A 19,586-nucleotide genomic window follows, 5' to 3' on the forward strand; every position below is an offset into this window, starting at 1 on the left:
TGCTGTCGTTATGACCCAGTCTTTCGATTTTCAGCAGACACCGCCATTTGTGCCGTTGGCGGCACGTATGCGTCCGCAAACTATTGAAGAGTATATGGGTCAGCAACATATATTGGCCGCGGGTAAGCCGTTGCGCGTTGCCCTTGAACAGGGCAAAGCCCACTCTATGATTTTATGGGGGCCGCCTGGCACCGGAAAAACCACGTTGGCTGAGCTGATAGCCCATTATGTGGATGCCCACGTGGAGCGAATATCCGCCGTTACCTCTGGCATCAAGGATATTCGCCTGGCCATTGAGAATGCTCGCCACCAGGCCGCATCGTTGGGCAAAAAAACACTGCTGTTTGTGGATGAAGTTCATCGTTTTAATAAAAGTCAGCAGGATGCTTTTTTACCTCATATTGAAGATGGGACGGTGATTTTTATCGGTGCCACCACAGAGAACCCTTCTTTTGAGCTTAATGGCGCACTGTTATCCAGAGCCAGGGTCTATGTACTCAAACCCCTGAGTGAGGCAGATCTGCAGGCCATGCTGCGCCGGGCGTTGCAGCATGATGGTTTGCGTCATGTGCACATACGCGAAGAAGCCGGCACATTGTTATGTGAGCTCTCCTGTGGCGATGGGCGCAGGCTGCTGAATTATCTTGAGCTGGCTGCAGACTTTGCCACGGAAGGCGAGATTACCGCCGAGGCCGTTAAAGAGGCTGTGGGCGGTAAAGTAATGAAGTTTGATAAAGGCGGCGATCAGTTCTATGACATGCTCTCTGCGCTGCATAAATCCGTCAGAGGTTCGAGTCCTGACGGAGCCCTTTACTGGTACGCAAGAATGCTGGAAAGCGGTTGTGATCCGCTGGTGATCGCCCGACGCTTGCTGGCCATTGCTTCAGAAGACATTGGTAATGCTGATCCCAGGGCGCTGCAGATTTGTTTAAATGGTTGGGATATTTATCACCGGGTCGGCCCGGCGGAAGGCGAGCGGGCTATTGCTCAGGCATTACTGTATTGCGCCAGCGCGGCCAAGAGTAATGCCGTGTATCAGGCCTTTAATCAGGCGCGCAAGGACGCCAGAACGTTACCGGATTATGAGGTGCCCCTTCATTTACGCAATGCGCCGACACAATTGTCCAAAGCACAGGGGTTTGGTGAGGGGTATCGTTATGCCCATGATGAGCCGGGGGCTTATGCTGCGGGCGAGACCTATCTGCCAGAGGCGTTAAAGGACAGGCGCTATTACCAGCCTAATGATCGAGGCCTGGAAAAACAAATACGCGCGAAACTGGAACACCTGCAACAACAGGATCAACAAAGCCATGTTCAACGCTACAAATAGCCTGACTCTTTACATGGTCATTGGCCTTGGTGGGGCAATGGGTGCCTGTCTGCGCTATTTTATCTCTCAATTGGCGTTGCAATGGTTTGGCAAAGGATTCCCCTTTGGTACACTAGCGGTCAATATTCTGGGTTCCTGCCTTCTGGGCATCGTATATGGCCTGATTGAAAGTGAATATGTCGGGGCCCACCCCTGGCGTACATTCTTAAGTATCGGTTTTATTGGTGCCCTGACGACGTTTTCCACTTTTTCGCTGGACACTTTGTTGCTGTTGCAACAGGGCAGTTGGTTAAAGGCGGGAACCAATATCCTGTTGAACCTGCTGTGTTGCCTGATGGCAGCATGGTTAGGGATTAAATTGATTATGATGAAAGGTTAATCAAAGAGCATGTTAGATCCTAAATATTTGCGTAGCGATATCGAACAGACCCGTGCACAACTTCAAAGCCGGGGTTTTGAGCTGGATACGGAGCAGTTTCAGCAACTGGAGGAGAGACGCAAAGCCTTGCAGGTGCGCACCCAGGATCTGCAGAACGAGCGCAATGTACGCTCGAAAAATATCGGTAAAGCCAAAGCCGCTGGGGAAGATATTGCGCCTTTGCTGGCAGAAGTGGGTAAACTGGGCGACGAGCTGGATGCGGCAAAGCAGGAGCTGAATGCTTTGCTGGAGCAGATCAATCAATTATCTCTGACATTGCCCAACTTACCCCATGACTCTGTGCCTGTGGGTAAGGACGAATCTGAAAATGTTGAAGTAGAGCGTTGGGGTAAACCCCGTCAGTTCGAATTTGAGGTGAAGGATCATGTGGATCTCGCCGCCAATTTGGATAAAGGATTAGACTTTGAAACGGCGGTTAAACTCAGTGGCAGCCGTTTTGTGGTGATGCGTGGCAAAATTGCTCGTCTGCACCGTGCCCTGACGCAGTTTATGCTCGATTTGCACACCAATGAACATGAGTATCAGGAAGTCTACGTGCCTTACCTGGTCAATGCCGAAAGCCTCACTGGTACGGGACAGTTGCCGAAATTCGGTGAAGATTTGTTTCATACCGGACCGGCAACAGAAGAGGGGCAGGGCTTATCTTTGATTCCTACTGCAGAGGTGCCACTGACCAATATAGGCCGGGATGAAATCTTCCCTGCCGATGCGTTACCGGTCAGACTCACTGCCCATACACCCTGTTTTCGTAGTGAGGCTGGTTCATACGGTCGCGATACCCGTGGCCTGATTCGTCAGCATCAGTTCGATAAAGTGGAACTGGTGCAACTCGTGCACCCACAGAAGTCATTCGAGGCGTTAGAAGAGCTGACTGAACACGCGGAAAAGGTTCTCAGGTTGCTGGGACTGCCTTATCGTAAAATGTTGCTGTGTACCGGAGACATGGGCTTCGGCGCGTGCAAAACATACGACCTTGAGGTATGGCTGCCAGCACAAGACTGCTATCGCGAAATTTCTTCCTGTTCAAATATGCTGGATTTCCAGGCCAGACGCATGCAGGCGCGTTTCCGTAACCCGGAAACCAATAAACCAGAATTGCTGCACACGCTGAATGGTTCGGGTCTGGCTGTGGGCCGCACGTTGGTAGCGATATTAGAGAATTATCAGCAGGCTGATGGCAGCATTGAAATCCCTGATGTACTGCGTTCTTACATGGGTGGCCTGGAAAGAATCCTCTGAGGTGACCCATTCAAGGCGCCAGCACTCCCTGTAACGCTGGCGCAATGATCTCTCGTATGGTTTCTATACTTTGCTTAATTGTGCTTTAATAACAACAGGTAAGCAAAAGACTGATGCCAATGAAAGTTACATCCGACGTCCGCTTGTTTATGAAGCTGTTGTACTACACCACCATGATCATCACATTGGGTTTGGTGTTGTACCTTTTCTGGTTAGCGTTTTTGGCGGTCTACAACGGTATTATGTCCATGTAGTCACCCAAGGTGAAGCGTCTGCCGATTAATAAAATCGGTTCAGAGACACTTGGCTGGTTTGGGCAGGCCCGCGAGTTTTGTGGCTTGCTTGGCAGGTCCATCCGGAAACAGGCGGTGCAGATAGCGACTATTCCCTTTCTCCGGACCAAATTTCGCTGCCATGGCCTTTACCAGAGCGCGAATGGCCGGACTGGTATTGAACTCAAGATAAAAGTTTCTGACAAAATACACCACTTCCCAGTGCGCTTCTGTCATCGATATCCCTTCACGTTCGGCAAGTAAGCGGGCCAGGTCGTCATTCCAGTCCTGATGATGTTTCAGATAACCCGCCTTATCCAGTTCAATGAGGCGGCCCTGATACTCCAATGTTTGCTTCATTTCCAGGTCACCGTTTTCGTATATTTCAGGGTCAGCTCAACAAAACCCGTATAATCAATCCATGTTATTCCATGGACCGGTTCGTCCAAACCGCGGGCAAGGCTGTCAGGTTTAAGTGCATAGATACGATTCGATGCCATGGATAGTACCTCAGTGTTGCCGGCATAGACCCCATCTTCAATCAGTAACAGCGCATCCCCCTCATTGATGGCACTGAGGCAATCCTTATAGGCTGTTGAGCCAGGGCGCTGAGTCAATATGTGCAACAGCATCAGAAGGTCACCACATGATCGCATTGTGCCAGCATGGCCAGCCACTCTGTGCGAGGCTGTATGTTTACGTCAATACACAGGCTGGTCGAACTGATCCCCCGACATGCCAGACTATCGGCACAGACGACCGGCTCAGAGACATCGTAAAACTCCAGTGCTGCAAAGGTTTTACTGTAGTTTTTGCGTCCGATTTTCTCCGGTTTCTGGTTACTGAGTAACTGGTAGACCCCGTCATCAATAAAAAACAGCGTAACCTGCTGACCAAAGGTGCCAGCAACAAGGGCCAGGTCAAGGGCTTCTTGCCCGTGTCCACTTCCATGGGGTGGCTGGCGGTTAAGGATAGCGAGTGAAGGTAAAGTCATCAGAATTGAACCACTCTGTCTGCCTGCGCCATCAGTTCAACGAGCTGACCCAGTCCACTGGCCTGAAAGGGTTCCGTCAGATTGCTGTTACTCATATCCTGGTCACGGGCATCGCTTTCGCTGATAACCCCGCGGCGGGCGGCAGCGGTGACGCAAACATGCATCGGTACCGCTTTTTCAGCCAGTTCTTGCCATGCGTTGTAGTAATGACACTCATCTTCAGGCGGGCATTGCAATACATTCGCATTGAGCACGCCCCCCTGATAAAAAAACACGCCACACAGTTGATGACCAGCATCCAATATCGCACGGGCAAACTGCAATGCCGTGTTGCTGCCTTGCTGATCAAAAGGGGAGGAGGTAACCAGTAGGGTAAATTTTGCCATGGTATGAAACATAAACGCCCCGCAGTGCGGGGCGCTTACCAGCTAATGGATTTCGCTTAGTCGTCGCCACCGAATGCACCCAGAAGATGCAGAATGGCAGTAAACAAGTTGTAGATGCTCAGATACAGACTTACCGTAGCGCGAATGTAATTGGTTTCGCCACCGTTGATGATACGGCTGGTATCAAACAGGATAAAACCCGACATGATCAGCACGATGCCTGCACTGATTGCCAGACTCATGGCCGGAATCTGCAGGAAGATATTAGCAATCGCTGCGACGATGGCCACGATCAGACCAATCATCAAAAAGCCGCCTAAAAACGAGAAGTCCTTTTTAGTCGTCAGCGCATAAGCAGACAGACCAAAGAACACCAGCGCTGTGGCACCAAATGCCTGAGCAATAAGCTGAGGGCCGCCAGCAAATCCGGCGTAATAATTCAGCGTGTAGCCCAGCGAGCCACCTAACAACCCGGTAAAGGCAAACACCCAGAAGATACCTGATGCACTGTCGGCTTTCTTATGCACGACAAACAGTAAAACAAAGGCACCTATGCTCATGGCGATAGAAGCCAGTGGAGAAATACCAATTGCCATGCTGGCAACAGCACACACGGCACTGAATGCCAACGTCATCGCTAATAAGCTGTAGGTATTACGTAACACCTTATTGGTCTGCAGCGCAGACACCTGCGATGAAGTGCTATGTAAGGTTCTTTGTTCCATTTTTTACTCCGAGTTTAACAGGCTAAAAACATTCAACCGTATTCTAAGACGTAGTTGTATGGCCTTTGGTTCCTTTTTTCAAGCAATTCCGTATCTGGCCAGTCATTACATCTACAGATTGCTGAATACTACAGCAATCTGCTTAAAGATACGTCAGTTGAACAGGAATAGTTTAATTATGACTTTACAATAATGCGAAAGCTCATTAGGATACGCCCCACTTAACGGAGAGTTGGCAGAGCTCGGTTGAATGCACCTGACTTGAAATCAGGCGAAGGGTCAAACCTTCCGGGGGTTCGAATCCCTCACTCTCCGCCATATTAAACGAAAAAAGCCCCTGCGCAGTCCGCAGGGGCTTTTTTCGTTTAGGGCGGCCGAGTTGAGGACTTGGTTCGAACCCCTCGGTTCGACCAGTTTGCCGGGAGCAAACTGGGACAGCCGAAGGCTGGTCGCGAAGCGACGAAATACAAGGACGTATTTCGCAATCCCTCACGTTGTTTCAGGCAATTGAATTGTCTCCAAGGCACTGTTTCTGCACTGTCCCGACAATCCTATCCCCGTATTTAGACTTTACTATTATGCTTGTGAGCCTGCCCATCTGGGCTGGTGAAGGGGGGTAAGATCACCTCGGTGTTTGTCTTTAAAAAACGTCACCATCGAAAAAGTAAATGAGAAAAGCCCACCTATTCGATCGTGTCAGTCGTGGTCTGCTTTGTTAACGAGGGAGAGAGCCGGTAAGCTTTTGGATTCATTTATGTGTTGATGGATAAAAGGAGTTATCTGTGCTTGCTACTTTTGAATTTATTGCCACCTTCTGTGCGTTGATTTTTACCGGCGCGGCCATTTATATCAACCTGGTGGAACATCCTGCTCGTCTCGGATTATCCGACAGCCTTGCAGTGTCAACCTGGCGGCCAAGCTACTATCGTGCCACCCGAATGCAAGCTCCCCTGGCGCTGATAAGCGGGGCGGCCGGCATTGCGCTGTGGTGGATAGACAGCAGTTTAATCTGGCTTTTGGCTGCGGTATTGATATTACTGGTTGTTCCCTATACGTTCGCTATTATTATGCCGGTCAATGATGCATTGCAGCGTAGTGATGCCGAAACGGACGCGGCAGTTTTGCGCCAACTGCTGATTCGCTGGGGCAGATTGCACAGCGTTCGTAGCGCCCTGGCCTTGTTATCCTCTGCGCTCATGCTTTGGCAATTAGTCATGCCATAGGCCTGGCACCCATTTATTCTGGAGCAGCAAACTGATGATTGGGGCTGTAGTTCGAAGCATGCGTCCGCCCTTTTTACTCTTAAGTCTGATGATGGTCTTTCTTGCCGTGGCACTGGTTTATTACCAGCAAGGGACTGTGGACCCGGCCAGGGCGGCACTGATCATGCTTATTGCTTTGAGTGGTCATATTTCAGTGAACTGCCTGAACGAATACCAGGATTTTCGCTCTGGCCTGGATCTCATGACGCATAAGACACCTTTTAGTGGTGGCAGTGGGGCCTTGCCCTCAAACCCGCAGGCGGCCCCAGTTGTATTGATGGTGGCCATTATCAGCCTGATAAGCTGCTTTGTCTCAGGCCTGATACTGATTGACGGAATGGGCTGGAAACCTTATGTGCTCGGTATATTAGGTATCCTTCTGGTTCTCACTTACACGCGGTGGTTGAATCGAATGCCGTTGCTTTGCCTGATAGCCCCAGGCACGGGGTTTGCTCTGGTGATGTTACTTGGCGCCGTTATTGTGCTCAGTGACACTGTTACCAGTGTGGCGATGATGAGCGCCTTACTCCCGTTTTGTCTGGTGAACAATCTACTGTTAGTGAACCAGTATCCGGATATCGCTGCCGATACCGAGGTAGGCAGGCGCACGTTGCCGGGCTATTACGGCGTTGAAGTGGCAAGGCGGGTTTATGCCATGCTTGCGCTGCTCAGTGCGTTGAGCGTGACTGTGGTGTTGATAATGATTGAATCACATCCTGTGGGCTGGTTGATTGTCTTGCCACTGGCTCTGAGTGTGTGGATTTATCAGCGGCTTACATCGGGGCAATATCAAACAGCGGATTTTCGTCTTACCATGGCACTCAATGTGTTGCTGACCCTGCTGATGCCTTTGCTATTAAGTCTGTGTCTGATTGGCGCCCGCTGGGGCTAAATTGCATTGTTCTAAAAGCCGCTGCCAGAACTGAATATGCTGAGACAGCGCTTGACGGTACTGTTGGAACTCTGCTTCTCGTTCCGTTAACCACGCACTCATCGGTGGATGAGCACTGAGCAGGGATTGCCACAGGGGCATCAATTGATAGTAGATGTCATTGGTGCGACCAGCCAGGGGTTGAATCTGGTCAATAAAAAACAACCCGAACACGTTTCGCAAGTACTCAACCTGTTTTGATGGTTTGCCCCCGGAACATTTAAGTGATTGCTGCTCAAGCCAGTGGGTGAGGGGAGGCAGATGGTATAGCAACAGCCGCTGTGTTCTGAACACCCTGGCCATCAGTCGGGTCTGTTTTAGCTGTTGCAAATGAGATTCTAATTGGGTGTTGCGCAGTCGCTCAGGTGAGGCGGGGTGAATGCTTAACAGGTATTGCAGTGACTGACGGGTTTCGCTCAGGTGATCGGTGGTTGTATCGCCGATATACCCCAGGTTGCGACTCAGTGACTGTTGGATTTCATCACTTTGTAATAGTTGTTGCCAGTGCTGTTCCAGCGCACTTTGCTTATGTTGTAACCAATTGTCTAACTGAATTTGCAAAGACAGCGTGTCGGTCGTCTTGCGGCATTCCTGCAATGCTTGCAGCAAATCAAGTTCGTACAGATATCGTTGAGAGGCTGCCTGGATTTTTCCCAGGGAGGTATTGCGCTCGGCTACCAGTGTATAAATCCGGCAATCCCGCATTTGGTAAAAGTCCCGGATACTGATATCCAGCCCGGGATGAGAAAGCGATAATTTATCCAGTCCAGGCAACGGCGGAGCCATCTCATATTGCGGTCCTGGCACATCCAGCACATTTGCTAATCGTTGCCGGTACTGGTCGCTGATGTCCTCAATATTCTGCTCAAACGCACAGCCACACAACATGCATACCGTCAGCAGTAGTGGCCATTTCAGTGGTAAGGTCACTGCCGGTTAGTAATACTGTTCGTCGTCGGCATTGATACGGTAACTGAGTTTACTGTGCTCTTCATCCACATGCAGGGTAATGCGTATAGGGTGACAGCAATTCGTGCAGTCTTCGTAGTAGTCCTGATCCCCCTGACTGTAATCAAGAAGAAGGTGCATACTATGCCCGCAATGGGGGCAGTCTACATGAACGTTTTTTGCTTTCATGTTGTACTCCTTTGTTTTCATCTGTTGCACTGTGTGCTTTTTAGCTTAAAAGGGGCCGCTGCCAGACAGGCTACTGCCTCCGTCCACTTTGAGCACCTGCCCGGTCACATAGGGGGCAGTGAGCAAAAAAGCAGCGGCCTTAGCGATGTCAGCCGCTTCTCCAAGACGCTGTAACGGCACCTTGTTTAACAGTGCCTGCTTTTGTTGCTCACTGACCTCTTTGTCAGGCCACATAATAGCGCCAGGTGCAATGGCATTGACCCTGATATCCGGTGCCAGTTCCAGTGCCAGTGACTCGGTCATACTCACCAGAGCCGCTTTTGCCATGCAATACACCGTGTGTTTTGACAAAGGTCGTAGTGCGTGAATATCTACCATATTAATGATAGTGCCCTGACGGGATTTCAGTTCACCTTTGAGTGTCTGAGACAAAAAAAGTGGCGCCATGGCATTGCTGCCCATCAGATTACTCCAGTCAGCGAGGGTGATTTCTCCCATCGGTGTGGGATAAAAACTGGAGGCATTGTGGATCACACCATCAAGCCTGCCAAAAGCGGTCAGGGCCGCATGGGCAATTCGTTCAATTTGTTCATGTTCACAAAGGTCACCCTGCACCAGCGATACAGAGCCTTTACGCTGGTCATTTAGTGCATTCATCAGCGTCGTCGCTTCATCAATGGAATGATGGCAATGCAGCACAATCTGATAGCCTAACTGATGCAGGTGGCAGGCGGTGGCTGCTCCCAGGCGTCTGGCACTGCCGCTGATAAATACGACTTTGTCTGATGTTTGCATAAGATTTGATGTCAGTTTAATCATCCGAAAACGCACACAGTATGCAAACGAATGGGGTTAGTCCATGTTATTCAACTGACTCTGAGCGCTATGAACGTATTGCCCCTGAAACAGAAGGGCGTGATTAAGGTTGTGGTAAAGCTGATAGACAGGCTTGCGATATTGGTAGTGGTCACTGAGTGGCCATATCTCTTCATAGCCGCGGTAAAACGCTTCAGGGAATCGACCGAAAAACTCTGTCATGGCAATGTCAGTTTCCCGATCACCATAGTAAAAGGCCGGATCATAAAGAACCGGTTTGTCTTTCCAGAAGCCTGTGTTGCCCTGCCACAGATCGCCATGCAGCGGCGAGGCGGGTGGAGTGTGGCCTGCAAGAAGGCGTTTAACCTGCTCTACCACCTTTTCGACATTGCACTGAATGATGGACTTCTCTGAGAGGAGTTGCAGCATGTAGCCGATGCGTTGCTCAGCAAAGAACTGACACCATTTTTTCTGCCAGCCATTTGGCTGAGGCGTTGCGCCGATATAGTTATCTTCCTGCCAGCCGTACATTTGCTGCTGGTCACTCTGATGCAAGCGGGCCAGTTGCTGACCAAACCGGTACCAGTGTTGTTCACTGCCATCTTGCATATGCAGATATTCAAGCACCAAAAACCCGGCCTGAGAGGTTTTGCCCACGACAATTACTTTGGGCACTTTAAACAGGTCACTCTGGCTCAGTTTTTCGAGTGCCTGCGCTTCAGTTTCAAGTCGCGACAACTCGGCCACTTCGGTGACTTTAACAAAGAAGCGTCGCTGGCCATCACTGATACGAAAGGCCCGGGTGTAGAACTGTTCGTGGAGCTGGCGAATATCATCACAGATAAAATCCTGCTCCAGCTGGTCACTAATCTGTTCGCTGATGAAGTGCCACATAAGAGACAAGGCTCAGGTGAATCGTTTTGTTAGTATGGAACAGATGTGCAGGCCGTGATGAAAATTTTTTAATTCTTTTTCGGTTGATATCTCCCCAGTATCTCCGCAAGTTGCGAGAAGCTTTTATAAGTTCCTGATACTAATAAAGAACGTGCCAACCAGTCTGGTATGTTTCCTCCAGCATGACCACTGCCCTGGTAGCAGATCTGGGTATAGCGTTTAGTGGTACGCAAGCGCCATATGCCTCGAATTTGTTGCATACGAACGTGATCAGCAGACGCTAGAATTCGCGTGCTGGCATCAGTGATATCGATTCTGAGTTCGCCCTGCGCGACATTCTCATGTATGCGAGACAGGGTAACCATATCTCTGTCCCGAAACGGCCAGGGCGAGTCGAATACAGTATGTACCAGATCTGTCTGCGGGTCCGGCTGATCTATCAGCGTGATCTGACTGGCGTTGTGTATCCACTGTGGCCCTTTTTCGGTGTTTCTCAGTAACGTCAGAAAATCCACGGGACTAGCCTGTACCCGAACCGTGGCCATGATTTCATAATAGTCTGCCTTCTGGCGTCCATACACACTGACCTGTTGTGAGGATTTTTCTAACGCCCAGTCTGTTTCTTCATCCATACAGGAGGCCCGTGCAAATAATGCACAAAACAATAACAGCAGGAACAGTGGAAATTGCATCTGGGGCCCGAAATGGATATAGTTGCCGTCGTCTGATGGTAGCAGACAAACTCAATATAAAATGAATTTTGTAGTAACACCCGCCAGGGTGTTTTTTATTTGAACAAGTGGCGCTTGGTTTGTGTCACCACTGTTAAGGATGTTACATGCCCCTGATTACACTTCCCGATGGCAGTCAACGCCAGTTTGAGCACGCCGTTTCCGTTTTAGATGTGGCAAATGATATTGGCCCTGGTCTGGCTAAAGCCACCATCGCAGGTAAAGTTGATGGTGAGCTGGTTGATGCGTGTGATCTGATTCAAGATGACGCACGCCTGCAGATTATTACCGCAAAAGATGAGGAAGGCCTGGAGATAATCCGCCATTCCTGCGCACATTTGTTGGGTCATGCCATCAAACAGCTCTGGCCTGATACACAAATGGCTATCGGCCCGGTCATCGATAATGGTTTTTACTATGACGTGGACCTTGAGCACCCTCTGAGTCAGGAAGATCTGGATAAGCTTGAAAAACGCATGTTGGAACTGGCCAAGACTCAGTATCCGGTCATCAAAGAAGTGGTCAGCTGGCAGCAGGCTCGCGACACTTTTGAAGCTCGCGGCGAACCCTACAAGATTCAGATTCTTGATGAAAACATCAGCCAGGACGATCGTCCCGGCTTGTACCATCATGAAGAATACATCGATATGTGCCGGGGGCCTCACGTCCCGGGTATGAAGTTTTGTCAGCATTTTAAACTGATGAAAGTGGCCGGCGCTTATTGGCGCGGTGACAGCAACAATAAGATGTTGCAGCGTATCTATGGAACTGCCTGGGCAGATAAGAAACAGCTCAAGGCCTACCTGCAAAGGCTGGAAGAAGCCGAAAAACGTGACCATCGAAAGATCGGCAAAGCGCTGGATCTGTTTCACTGGCAGGAAGAGGCGCCGGGCATGGTGTTCTGGCATAACGATGGCTGGACAATCTATACCGAGCTTGAAAAATATGTGCGTCAGAAGCTACGTGAATACGACTATGATGAAGTGAAAGGTCCGTTAATGATGGACCGCTCTTTATGGGAAAAGTCCGGTCATTGGGATAAATACGCAGAGAACATGTTTACCACGGAGTCGGAAAAACGTGAGTATGCGATAAAGCCAATGAACTGTCCCGGACATGTACAGATCTTCAATCAGGGTCTTAAATCCTACCGTGATCTGCCATTGCGGATGGCTGAATTCGGATGCTGTCATCGCAATGAACCCAGTGGCGCTCTGCATGGACTGATGCGGGTACGGGGATTTACGCAGGATGATGCGCATATTTTTTGTACTGAAGAGCAGATCCTCGCCGAAGTTGGCGGGTGTATCGATATGGTGTACGAAACGTACAAGACCTTTGGTTTTGACAAGATTGCCGTGAAACTTTCAACCCGCCCGGAAAAGCGGGTTGGCAGTGATGAAATTTGGGACAAATCTGAAAAAGCACTGGCAGAGGCGCTGCAGGCAAAGAATATTGAATTCCAGTATCTGCCAGGTGAAGGGGCGTTCTACGGCCCGAAAATTGAGTTTACTTTGCATGATTGTCTGGATAGAGCCTGGCAATGTGGCACTATTCAGCTCGACTTCTCCATGCCAGGGCGTCTCGGCAGTACTTATGTAGCCGAAGACGGAGATCGAAAAGTGCCGGTGATGATTCACCGCGCTATTCTTGGCTCACTGGAACGCTTTATTGGTATTCTCACAGAAGAATACTCAGGACTGTTTCCGCTTTGGTTGGCACCAATGCAGGCAGTGGTGCTGAATATTACCGATAATCAGGCTGAATATTCACGTAATGTGGTGAAAAAGTTACAACAATCGGGACTTAGAGCAAAGTCTGACTTGAGAAATGAGAAGATAGGCTTTAAAATCCGCGAGCACACCTTACGGCGTGTTCCGTATATGTTGGTTGTCGGTGACAAAGAAATGGAAGCCGGCGAGGTAGCAGTGAGAACTCGCAAGGGTGAGGACCTGGGTAAAATGGGCGTTGATGACTTTATTAAGCTTGCAACGCAACAGGTCGATAGCAAACTAATTGATTAATTTCGTGGAGGAATAGCACATTAAAGGCGCTAACAATCGGGGTCAAGATTCGGCAAAAGCCCGCATTAACGAAGAAATAAAACTACAAGAAGTTCGTTTGATCGGTATGGATGGTGATCAGTTAGGGATAGTTTCTCTGACTGAAGCATTGGAAAAAGCAGCTGAAGTAGAGCTGGACTTGGTTGAGATTAGCCCCAATGCGGAGCCGCCAGTCTGTAAGATCATGGACTACGGTAAATTCCTTTTCGAAAAAAGTAAGGCTCAGAAAGAGCAAAAGAAAAAGACAAAGCAAATTCAGGTCAAGGAGGTGAAATTCCGCCCTGGCACTGATGAAGGCGATTACCAGGTCAAACTGCGCAACCTGCGTCGCTTTCTCGAAGGGGGTGATAAAACCAAAGTCACGATTCGCTTCCGCGGTCGTGAAATGGCACACCAGGAGATTGGCATTGATCTTCTCAATCGGATTAAAACCGATTTGGAAGAACTGGCCACCTGCGAGTCTTTCCCCAGAAGGGTGGAAGGCAGACAGATGATCATGGTGCTGGCCCCCATTAAGAAGTAGTAAAGGTCTGCAAGTATTTTAGTGGCTGCGCACTGAAATCACCTTGCTACTGGTTATTTAACATTAACAATGCGGAGTTTTAGCAATGTCTAAAATGAAGAGTAATAGCGGTGCCGCGAAGCGATTCAAAAAATCAGCTTCTGGTCGCTTTAAAACAAAACAGTCTCACTTGCGTCACATTCTGACCAAGAAGAGTTCTAAGCGTAAACGCCACTTGCGTGGCAAGAAATTGGCCCATGATTCGGATACTGCGTTAATCCAACGCATGTTGCCGTACGCTTAAGACCAAAGGAGACTTAAAACATGGCAAGAGTAAAACGTGGTGTAATTGCACGTGCCCGTCATAAAAAGGTACTGAAGCAAGCCAAAGGTTATTACGGAGCCCGTTCACGGGTGTATCGCGTTGCTGTACAGGCGGTTACCAAGGCCGGCCAGTACGCCTATCGTGACCGTCGTCAGAAAAAACGTCAATTCCGTCAATTGTGGATTGCACGTATTAATGCGGCGTCCCGTCAAAATGGTCTGTCATACAGCCGTTTCATTAACGGTCTGAAAAAGGCGTCTGTCGAGATTGATCGTAAGATCCTGGCTGACATCGCCGTACATGACAAAGCAGCTTTCAGCGCACTGGTAGACACTGCCAAAGGCGCATTAGCTTAATAAAAAACCATTAAGCTTAAGTTCTTTCTTGGGAAACGGGGAGCCGGATGCTCCCCGTTTTCTTTTCCGGCAGGCGAAATCTCTCAACCCACGGCACCATTGTGCTAATAGTCCCGCTATCCCTGTGACCGGCATACTTTGTTACGACGCTGGGCACCGGTGCTCAAAAAAGCACAAATAGGGTGCGAAAGAGTGGTGATAAGCTGGTGAAAAACCGGCGTTTTCGTGTAGAATCCCTGTTTTATTTTTTCCTCGTGATCCCCTCACGATTGGTTATTTTTTCGGAGTAGACATGGATCTTGATGCGATCAGCAAAGAGGCCGAAGCGCAGGTCAGTGACGCCACTGATCTTAACGCCCTGGACAAAGTCAGAGTTGAGTATCTCGGTAAGAAAGGTCGTTTGACTGAATTGCTTAAAGGCCTGGGAAAGCTCTCGGCTGAAGAGCGTCCTGCCGCAGGCGAGCGAATTAACAAAGCAAAACAGCATATCCAGGGGCTGATTCATCAGCGCGGTGAAACATTGCGACGCCAGGAGCTGGATGCACGTCTGGCCGAAGAGAAAATTGATGTCACCCTGCCAGGTCGTAATAAGCAACCCGGGGGCCTTCATCCGGTGAGCCGCACCATAGCCCGCATTGAGTCGTTTTTCTCGGAGCTGGGTTTTGCGGTCAAGTCAGGGCCAGAGATTGAGGATGGTTTCCATAACTTTGATGCTCTGAATATTCCGGCCAATCACCCGGCCCGCGCCGACCATGATACTTTCTACTTTAATCCGGATCTGATGCTGCGTACGCAGACATCCGGTGTACAAATTCGCACCATGGAAACGGAAAAACCCCCATTGCGGATTATTTCTCCCGGTCGTGTTTATCGAAATGACTACGACCAGACCCACACGCCGATGTTTCATCAGGTCGAAGGGTTGATGGTGGATAAAAATGTCAGTTTTGCTGAGCTCAAAGGCATTTTGCATGATTTTCTTAACCATTTTTTCGAGCAGGAAATGCAGGTTCGCTTCCGCCCATCCTATTTCCCCTTTACGGAGCCCTCGGCCGAAGTGGACGTGATGGGACAAAATGGCAAGTGGTTAGAGGTTTTGGGTTGTGGAATGGTGCACCCCAATGTGCTCAAAGCCGTCAATATCGATCCGCAAGAATATACGGGCTTTGCCTTCGGCATGGGAGTAGAGCGCCTGACCATGCTGCGTTATCAGGTCAACGACCTACGGGCCTTCTTCGAAAATGACCTGCGCTTCTTGAAACAGTTTAATTAGGATTCGGTACATGAAATTCAGTGAAAAGTGGTTAAGAACCTGGGTTAACCCACAAATATCCAGTGACGAACTGGCTGAGCAATTGTCCATGGCCGGTCTTGAAGTTGATGGTGTGGAGCCAGTCGCTGCATCATTCAGTGGCGTTGTCGTCGGTGAAGTGGTGGACTGTGGTCCCCACCCGGATGCGGATAAGTTACAGGTCACCAAAGTCAATGTAGGGCAGGACGCGCTGTTGGATATTGTTTGTGGTGCACCAAATTGTCGCCAGGGACTCAAGGTTGCGGTGGCTATCGTAGGCGCCGTTCTGCCTGGTGATTTTAAGATTAAGAAGGCCAAGCTTCGCGGACAGCCTTCACACGGTATGCTGTGTTCCTGGTCAGAACTGGGTTTGAGTGATGATCACGATGGCATTCTGGAGTTACCGGCTGATACGCCGATCGGTAAAGATTTTCGTGACTTGCTTGAACTCGACGATCTGAGCATTGAAGTCGATCTGACACCGAACCGGGCAGATTGCCTGGGTATTAAAGGCATCGCCAGAGAAGTCGGCGTTTTGACCCAGACGGACGTGCAGGAGGCCTTGATTGAGCCGGTAGCTGCGGTCAGTAGTACCAAGCGCGATATTCATCTTTCTTCGCCGGCTGAGTGTCCGAGATATCTAGGTCGGGTGATTGAAAACATTAATATGGATGCGGTAACGCCTTTATGGATGAAGGAGCGCCTGCGCCGAAGCGGAGTTCGTAGTATCGATCCTGTGGTGGACGTCACCAACTACGTGTTACTCGAGTTGGGTCACCCTATGCATGCTTTTGACAATGATGTGCTCGAAGGGGCCATTGTTGTGCGTCAGGCGACACCAAAAGAGAAGCTGGTGCTACTCGATGGTGAAGAAGTGGAGTTGAGCGAAGACACGCTGCTTATCGCGGATGAGAAAAAACCTTTGGCCATGGCCGGAGTCTTTGGTGGTAAAGCATCGGGTGTGACGGCAAACACCGCTAATATCTTTTTAGAAAGTGCCTTTTTCGCACCGCAACTGATGATGGGAAAGGCTCGCCAATATGGTTTGCACACCGATGCCTCGCATCGCTATGAACGCGGCGTGGATCCACAACTGCAGCGTGACGCCATGGAAAGAGCGACCGCATTGTTATTGGAAATTGTGGGGGGAACCCCAGGTCCTGTCGTGGAAGCGAAGAGCGATGCGCACTTGCCAGAGTCCAGCGCGGTCAGTTTGCGCCGTGAGCGACTGGATCGCGTCATCGGAATTCATATCGACACCGACAGAGTGACAGACATTCTCACTCGTCTGGGCTTTGATGTGGAGTATGATCAACAACAGCAGCAATGGGCCGTGAGTGTGCCTTCCTATCGCTTTGATATCAGCATTGAGGAAGACCTCATTGAAGAAGTGGCACGGGTATTTGGCTATCACAATGTTCCTGAGGTGGCCCCGATGGCCAGTCTCAGAATGCACGGGCAGCCAGAACAGCAAACGCCGTTGATGTTACTCAAACAGCGCCTAATTAGCTGTGGCTTCCAGGAAGCCATCACCTATTCCTTCGTTGATCCGAAAGTGCAGCAGAGTCTGTTTCCTGATCTTACACCGCTGGCATTGCCACATCCTATTTCTGTAGAGATGTCATCTATGCGTGTGAGCTTATGGCCAGGACTGCTCCAGGCTGTGTCATACAACCAGAAGCGTCAGCAGTCTGCGCTGTCCTTTTTTGAGACGGGGCTGCGCTTTGCTCCGGATGCCGGTGAAACCGCCGGTGTCCGTCAGGAGCCGGTTATCGCCGGCGTCATGGCGGGCTTGCGGCAGGCTGAACATTGGGATCTACAGACCACCGCGGTGGATTTCTTTGATCTCAAAGGGATAGTGGAAGCATTGTTGGCGACCAGCTCTGCGCAACAAGATTTCAGTTTCAAGGCCCTTCAGCACAGCGCATTGCATCCGGGGCAGGCGGCTGCAATTTACCGTGGTGATCGTCAAATCGGCCTGATGGGAGCATTACACCCGCAGTTCGAAAAAACACTGAAGCTCAATGGTCGTGCCTTTGTCTTTGAAATTGAATTGCAGGCTTTGTGTCAGCGTCACCTTCCTCAGGCACAGGAAATTTCCCGCTTCCCTGCCAACAGGCGGGATATTGCCATTGTGGTCGATGAACAGCATGCATTGGCGGATATCCTTCAGTGCATAGAAAAATTTGGCGGAAATCAATTAGTTGGCCTAAACTTGTTTGACATCTATAAGGGAAAAGGTATTGCCGAAGGGCATCATAGTCTGGCAATATCTATGACATTACAGGATCCGGCCAGAACTCTCGAAGAACATGAGATTCAGGCTGTCGTTGAACGGGTTCTGACAGCATTGTCGGAAAATTTCGGGGCATCTCTGAGGGATTAATTTATGGCGCTTACCAAAGCCGATATGGCTGAGCATTTGTTTGAAAAGCTGGGCATCAATAAACGGGATGCAAAGGAGCTGGTAGAAGCCTTTTTTGAAGAGGTCAGAGAAGCACTGGAGTCCGGAGAGCAGGTTAAACTCTCCGGTTTTGGTAATTTTGACCTACGTGAAAAGAATGAGCGTCCAGGCAGAAATCCTAAAACCGGCGAAGATATTCCGATAAAGGCACGCCGGGTGGTGACATTTCGTCCCGGCCAAAAACTCAAAAGCCGGGTTGAGAGCAGTAAGCCTCTGAATTGACCGTCGAAATGTGGCGCTAATCAATAATAAGAAAACGCACCGTTAAAGGTGCGTTTTTTTATTTCTCATTTGCTCTTCAGTTTCGCCCGTCTTTCGGGTTATTTGAAGCTGCTATGACGTCTTGTCCCGATCAGTTTCTATAAGGAGCTGGAAAGGTTGATCTGATCCCCTCAACTGGCGTATACCAGTATCAGACTATTCATTGCTACCCGGCATCAGGCCGAAGCGCAAATCAATCAACAGACTTATACAACAATGACTGAAACTGAAAGTAAACCTCTGGTGGGCATCAGCAGCTGTGTGCTGGGAGAAAAAGTGCGCTATGACGGCGGTCACAAGCGCTCCGCGTTTGTGACCGATACCCTGGCGGGTTTTGTTCGCTTTGTCCCTAATTGCCCGGAGATGGGGATTGGCATGCCGGTTCCCCGGCCTACCATCCATATCCGTGAAATCGCTCAGCAACCACGACTAACCAATAGTCGGGATGCCAGTGTTGATCATACGGATGACATGAAAGCGTTTTTGACTGCAAAACTCAGCCAGTTGCAACAACTGGATGGGTACGTGTTAGCGGCCAAGTCGCCCAGTTGCGGAATGGAGCGAATCAAGGTGTACACCGAGCAAGGTGAATTGTTGCACCGAAACGGGCAGGGGATCTTTGTACAGCTTCTGAAAGAGCATTTTCCCGATTTACCCATGGAGGAAGATGGTCGCCTTAATGATCAAGGACTGAGAGAGAGTTTCATCACCCGTATATACGTTTATCATGATTTTCGTCATAACGTGAAAAATGAACTCAGTGCCAGCGCTCTGGTGGATTTTCACAGCCGACATAAGATGCTCATCATGGCGTACAGTCCACATGCATATCAGACCTTAGGCAGGCTGGTTGCGAATGTGAAGGGGCAGGAAGAGAGTACCGCCAGCCAATATCTGACGCTGATGATGAAGGCATTGAGTAAACCTACGAATCGGCGCAAGCACACCAATGTACTGATGCACCTGCAGGGGTACTTTAAGAAGCAACTGGATAAAGCCGATAAGCATGAACTGAGCGAGCAAATTGATAAGTATCGGCTCGGTTATACTCCCCTTATGGCACCGGTTACGCTGTTGCGTCATCATTTAAAAAATCATCCCAATGCCTATCTGTCCAGGCAGAGTTATTTGCAGCCTTATCCCGAAGCCCTGGGGCTCAGAGGCTAGT

24 protein-coding genes and 1 tRNA gene are annotated in these 19,586 nt (G+C 49.8%); 15 read left to right on the top strand and 10 right to left on the bottom strand.

Annotated elements, in window-relative coordinates:
• The first annotated feature begins 10 nt into the window (after window positions 1–10).
• The 4 genes from CCY32_RS00545 to CCY32_RS17410 all read left to right on the top strand — a co-directional run bounded on the left by CCY32_RS00545 (window position 11) and on the right by CCY32_RS17410 (window position 3,262).
• Window positions 11–1,330, top strand: coding sequence for a replication-associated recombination protein A (locus CCY32_RS00545; protein WP_088328412.1), 1,320 nt, complete (start codon window positions 11–13; stop codon window positions 1,328–1,330).
• Window positions 1,311–1,709 (top strand): fluoride efflux transporter CrcB, encoded by a 399-nt coding sequence (gene crcB, locus CCY32_RS00550; protein ID WP_088328413.1) that lies wholly within the window; start codon window positions 1,311–1,313, stop codon window positions 1,707–1,709. Before CCY32_RS00545 ends, crcB begins: the two co-directional genes overlap by 20 nt.
• Before the next feature lie 9 nt (window positions 1,710–1,718).
• Window positions 1,719–3,008, top strand: coding sequence for a serine--tRNA ligase (gene serS / locus CCY32_RS00555; RefSeq protein WP_088328414.1), 1,290 nt, complete (start codon window positions 1,719–1,721; stop codon window positions 3,006–3,008).
• A gap of 119 nt (window positions 3,009–3,127) precedes the next feature.
• Window positions 3,128–3,262 (top strand): hypothetical protein, encoded by a 135-nt coding sequence (locus tag CCY32_RS17410; protein ID WP_281492495.1) that lies wholly within the window; start codon window positions 3,128–3,130, stop codon window positions 3,260–3,262.
• A 39-nt stretch (window positions 3,263–3,301) separates the two neighbouring features.
• Here the strand turns inward: CCY32_RS17410 and CCY32_RS00560 are convergent, their stop codons facing one another.
• Genes CCY32_RS00560 through CCY32_RS00580 form a run of 5 tightly spaced genes read right to left on the bottom strand, consistent with a single transcriptional unit; the run spans window position 3,302 to window position 5,385 of the window.
• Window positions 3,302–3,640 carry a TusE/DsrC/DsvC family sulfur relay protein gene (locus tag CCY32_RS00560; protein ID WP_168171391.1) on the bottom strand — a complete coding sequence of 113 codons (339 nt, stop codon included), beginning with the start codon at window positions 3,638–3,640 and terminating at the stop codon, window positions 3,302–3,304.
• Window positions 3,637–3,912, bottom strand: coding sequence for a sulfurtransferase complex subunit TusB (tusB, locus tag CCY32_RS00565; RefSeq protein ID WP_088328415.1), 276 nt, complete (start codon window positions 3,910–3,912; stop codon window positions 3,637–3,639). The genes CCY32_RS00560 and tusB overlap by 4 nt, the downstream gene beginning before the upstream one ends.
• Window positions 3,912–4,274, bottom strand: a complete 363-nt coding sequence (gene tusC / locus CCY32_RS00570; RefSeq protein WP_088328416.1) for a sulfurtransferase complex subunit TusC — start codon at window positions 4,272–4,274, stop codon at window positions 3,912–3,914. The genes tusB and tusC overlap by 1 nt, the downstream gene beginning before the upstream one ends.
• Window positions 4,274–4,660 carry a sulfurtransferase complex subunit TusD gene (gene tusD / locus CCY32_RS00575; protein ID WP_088329203.1) on the bottom strand — a complete coding sequence of 129 codons (387 nt, stop codon included), beginning with the start codon at window positions 4,658–4,660 and terminating at the stop codon, window positions 4,274–4,276. The genes tusC and tusD overlap by 1 nt, the downstream gene beginning before the upstream one ends.
• Before the next feature lie 56 nt (window positions 4,661–4,716).
• Complete coding sequence (locus tag CCY32_RS00580; RefSeq protein ID WP_088328417.1) at window positions 4,717–5,385, bottom strand: Bax inhibitor-1/YccA family protein; 669 nt, start codon at window positions 5,383–5,385, stop codon at window positions 4,717–4,719.
• A gap of 226 nt (window positions 5,386–5,611) precedes the next feature.
• Here CCY32_RS00580 and CCY32_RS00585 point away from each other — a divergent pair.
• The 3 genes from CCY32_RS00585 to CCY32_RS00595 all read left to right on the top strand — a co-directional run bounded on the left by CCY32_RS00585 (window position 5,612) and on the right by CCY32_RS00595 (window position 7,539).
• Window positions 5,612–5,703, top strand: a tRNA-Ser gene (locus tag CCY32_RS00585).
• Window positions 5,704–6,167: 464 nt separating this feature from the next.
• A complete protein-coding gene (locus CCY32_RS00590; protein WP_210401662.1) occupies window positions 6,168–6,608 on the top strand; it encodes a DUF1772 domain-containing protein in 441 nt (146 codons plus the stop codon).
• A 34-nt stretch (window positions 6,609–6,642) separates the two neighbouring features.
• On the top strand, window positions 6,643–7,539 hold the full coding sequence (locus tag CCY32_RS00595) for a prenyltransferase (protein ID WP_088328418.1): 897 nt from the start codon (window positions 6,643–6,645) through the stop codon (window positions 7,537–7,539).
• Here the strand turns inward: CCY32_RS00595 and CCY32_RS00600 are convergent.
• The 5 genes from CCY32_RS00600 to CCY32_RS00620 form a co-directional block, all read right to left on the bottom strand.
• The gene (locus CCY32_RS00600; protein ID WP_141096152.1) at window positions 7,504–8,508 is read right to left on the bottom strand and encodes a DUF3080 family protein; all 1,005 of its coding nucleotides are present in this window, start codon (window positions 8,506–8,508) and stop codon (window positions 7,504–7,506) included. The two genes, CCY32_RS00595 and CCY32_RS00600, sit on opposite strands and share 36 nt — an antisense overlap.
• A 6-nt stretch (window positions 8,509–8,514) precedes the next feature.
• The gene (locus CCY32_RS00605; protein ID WP_088328420.1) at window positions 8,515–8,715 is read right to left on the bottom strand and encodes a CPXCG motif-containing cysteine-rich protein; all 201 of its coding nucleotides are present in this window, start codon (window positions 8,713–8,715) and stop codon (window positions 8,515–8,517) included.
• Between the two features lie 45 nt (window positions 8,716–8,760).
• Window positions 8,761–9,510, bottom strand: coding sequence for a pteridine reductase (locus tag CCY32_RS00610; protein WP_088329205.1), 750 nt, complete (start codon window positions 9,508–9,510; stop codon window positions 8,761–8,763).
• A 57-nt stretch (window positions 9,511–9,567) separates the two neighbouring features.
• Complete coding sequence (locus tag CCY32_RS00615) at window positions 9,568–10,425, bottom strand: fructosamine kinase family protein (RefSeq protein ID WP_088328421.1); 858 nt, start codon at window positions 10,423–10,425, stop codon at window positions 9,568–9,570.
• Window positions 10,426–10,493: 68 nt separating this feature from the next.
• On the bottom strand, window positions 10,494–11,117 hold the full coding sequence (locus tag CCY32_RS00620) for an START domain-containing protein (RefSeq protein WP_088328422.1): 624 nt from the start codon (window positions 11,115–11,117) through the stop codon (window positions 10,494–10,496).
• A gap of 146 nt (window positions 11,118–11,263) precedes the next feature.
• On the opposite strand from CCY32_RS00620, the gene thrS reads away from it, so the two are divergent.
• The 8 genes from thrS to CCY32_RS00660 all read left to right on the top strand — a co-directional run bounded on the left by thrS (window position 11,264) and on the right by CCY32_RS00660 (window position 19,585).
• Window positions 11,264–13,180: a threonine--tRNA ligase gene (gene thrS / locus CCY32_RS00625; protein WP_088328423.1), complete on the top strand. Its 1,917-nt coding sequence runs from the start codon at window positions 11,264–11,266 to the stop codon at window positions 13,178–13,180.
• Window positions 13,181–13,199: 19 nt separating this feature from the next.
• Window positions 13,200–13,742, top strand: coding sequence for a translation initiation factor IF-3 (gene infC / locus CCY32_RS00630; RefSeq protein WP_088328424.1), 543 nt, complete (start codon window positions 13,200–13,202; stop codon window positions 13,740–13,742).
• An 85-nt stretch (window positions 13,743–13,827) separates the two neighbouring features.
• Window positions 13,828–14,025: a 50S ribosomal protein L35 gene (gene rpmI / locus CCY32_RS00635; RefSeq protein WP_082633207.1), complete on the top strand. Its 198-nt coding sequence runs from the start codon at window positions 13,828–13,830 to the stop codon at window positions 14,023–14,025.
• Window positions 14,026–14,045: 20 nt separating this feature from the next.
• Window positions 14,046–14,402, top strand: coding sequence for a 50S ribosomal protein L20 (gene rplT, locus CCY32_RS00640; protein WP_088328425.1), 357 nt, complete (start codon window positions 14,046–14,048; stop codon window positions 14,400–14,402).
• Between the two features lie 292 nt (window positions 14,403–14,694).
• Window positions 14,695–15,675 carry a phenylalanine--tRNA ligase subunit alpha gene (gene pheS / locus CCY32_RS00645; protein ID WP_088328426.1) on the top strand — a complete coding sequence of 327 codons (981 nt, stop codon included), beginning with the start codon at window positions 14,695–14,697 and terminating at the stop codon, window positions 15,673–15,675.
• A gap of 10 nt (window positions 15,676–15,685) precedes the next feature.
• Window positions 15,686–18,079, top strand: a complete 2,394-nt coding sequence (pheT, locus tag CCY32_RS00650) for a phenylalanine--tRNA ligase subunit beta (RefSeq protein WP_088328427.1) — start codon at window positions 15,686–15,688, stop codon at window positions 18,077–18,079.
• Between the two features lie 3 nt (window positions 18,080–18,082).
• Window positions 18,083–18,379: an integration host factor subunit alpha gene (ihfA, locus tag CCY32_RS00655; RefSeq protein ID WP_088328428.1), complete on the top strand. Its 297-nt coding sequence runs from the start codon at window positions 18,083–18,085 to the stop codon at window positions 18,377–18,379.
• Window positions 18,380–18,634: 255 nt separating this feature from the next.
• Window positions 18,635–19,585 carry a DUF523 and DUF1722 domain-containing protein gene (locus tag CCY32_RS00660; protein WP_088328429.1) on the top strand — a complete coding sequence of 317 codons (951 nt, stop codon included), beginning with the start codon at window positions 18,635–18,637 and terminating at the stop codon, window positions 19,583–19,585.
• The last annotated feature ends 1 nt before the right edge of the window (window position 19,586 follow it).

The sequence above is a fragment of the Lacimicrobium sp. SS2-24 genome (genome assembly GCF_002201535.1).
Taxonomy (GTDB): Bacteria; Pseudomonadota; Gammaproteobacteria; order Enterobacterales; family Alteromonadaceae; genus Lacimicrobium.

What these genes read in the sequence shown, in the direction of transcription:
- CCY32_RS00545 (WP_088328412.1), top strand. Translation starts at nt 11, where the DNA reads ATGACCCAGTCTTTCGATTTTCAGCAGACACCGCCATTTGTGCCGTTG.
- crcB (WP_088328413.1), top strand. Translation starts at nt 1,311, where the DNA reads ATGTTCAACGCTACAAATAGCCTGACTCTTTACATGGTCATTGGCCTT.
- serS (WP_088328414.1), top strand. Translation starts at nt 1,719, where the DNA reads ATGTTAGATCCTAAATATTTGCGTAGCGATATCGAACAGACCCGTGCA.
- CCY32_RS17410 (WP_281492495.1), top strand. Translation starts at nt 3,128, where the DNA reads ATGAAAGTTACATCCGACGTCCGCTTGTTTATGAAGCTGTTGTACTAC.
- CCY32_RS00560 (WP_168171391.1), bottom strand. Translation starts at nt 3,640, where the DNA reads ATGAAGCAAACATTGGAGTATCAGGGCCGCCTCATTGAACTGGATAAG.
- tusB (WP_088328415.1), bottom strand. Translation starts at nt 3,912, where the DNA reads ATGCTGTTGCACATATTGACTCAGCGCCCTGGCTCAACAGCCTATAAG.
- tusC (WP_088328416.1), bottom strand. Translation starts at nt 4,274, where the DNA reads ATGACTTTACCTTCACTCGCTATCCTTAACCGCCAGCCACCCCATGGA.
- tusD (WP_088329203.1), bottom strand. Translation starts at nt 4,660, where the DNA reads ATGGCAAAATTTACCCTACTGGTTACCTCCTCCCCTTTTGATCAGCAA.
- CCY32_RS00580 (WP_088328417.1), bottom strand. Translation starts at nt 5,385, where the DNA reads ATGGAACAAAGAACCTTACATAGCACTTCATCGCAGGTGTCTGCGCTG.
- CCY32_RS00595 (WP_088328418.1), top strand. Translation starts at nt 6,643, where the DNA reads ATGATTGGGGCTGTAGTTCGAAGCATGCGTCCGCCCTTTTTACTCTTA.
- CCY32_RS00605 (WP_088328420.1), bottom strand. Translation starts at nt 8,715, where the DNA reads ATGAAAGCAAAAAACGTTCATGTAGACTGCCCCCATTGCGGGCATAGT.
- CCY32_RS00610 (WP_088329205.1), bottom strand. Translation starts at nt 9,510, where the DNA reads ATGCAAACATCAGACAAAGTCGTATTTATCAGCGGCAGTGCCAGACGC.
- CCY32_RS00615 (WP_088328421.1), bottom strand. Translation starts at nt 10,425, where the DNA reads ATGTGGCACTTCATCAGCGAACAGATTAGTGACCAGCTGGAGCAGGAT.
- CCY32_RS00620 (WP_088328422.1), bottom strand. Translation starts at nt 11,117, where the DNA reads ATGCAATTTCCACTGTTCCTGCTGTTATTGTTTTGTGCATTATTTGCA.
- thrS (WP_088328423.1), top strand. Translation starts at nt 11,264, where the DNA reads ATGCCCCTGATTACACTTCCCGATGGCAGTCAACGCCAGTTTGAGCAC.
- rpmI (WP_082633207.1), top strand. Translation starts at nt 13,828, where the DNA reads ATGTCTAAAATGAAGAGTAATAGCGGTGCCGCGAAGCGATTCAAAAAA.
- rplT (WP_088328425.1), top strand. Translation starts at nt 14,046, where the DNA reads ATGGCAAGAGTAAAACGTGGTGTAATTGCACGTGCCCGTCATAAAAAG.
- pheS (WP_088328426.1), top strand. Translation starts at nt 14,695, where the DNA reads ATGGATCTTGATGCGATCAGCAAAGAGGCCGAAGCGCAGGTCAGTGAC.
- pheT (WP_088328427.1), top strand. Translation starts at nt 15,686, where the DNA reads ATGAAATTCAGTGAAAAGTGGTTAAGAACCTGGGTTAACCCACAAATA.
- ihfA (WP_088328428.1), top strand. Translation starts at nt 18,083, where the DNA reads ATGGCGCTTACCAAAGCCGATATGGCTGAGCATTTGTTTGAAAAGCTG.
- CCY32_RS00660 (WP_088328429.1), top strand. Translation starts at nt 18,635, where the DNA reads ATGACTGAAACTGAAAGTAAACCTCTGGTGGGCATCAGCAGCTGTGTG.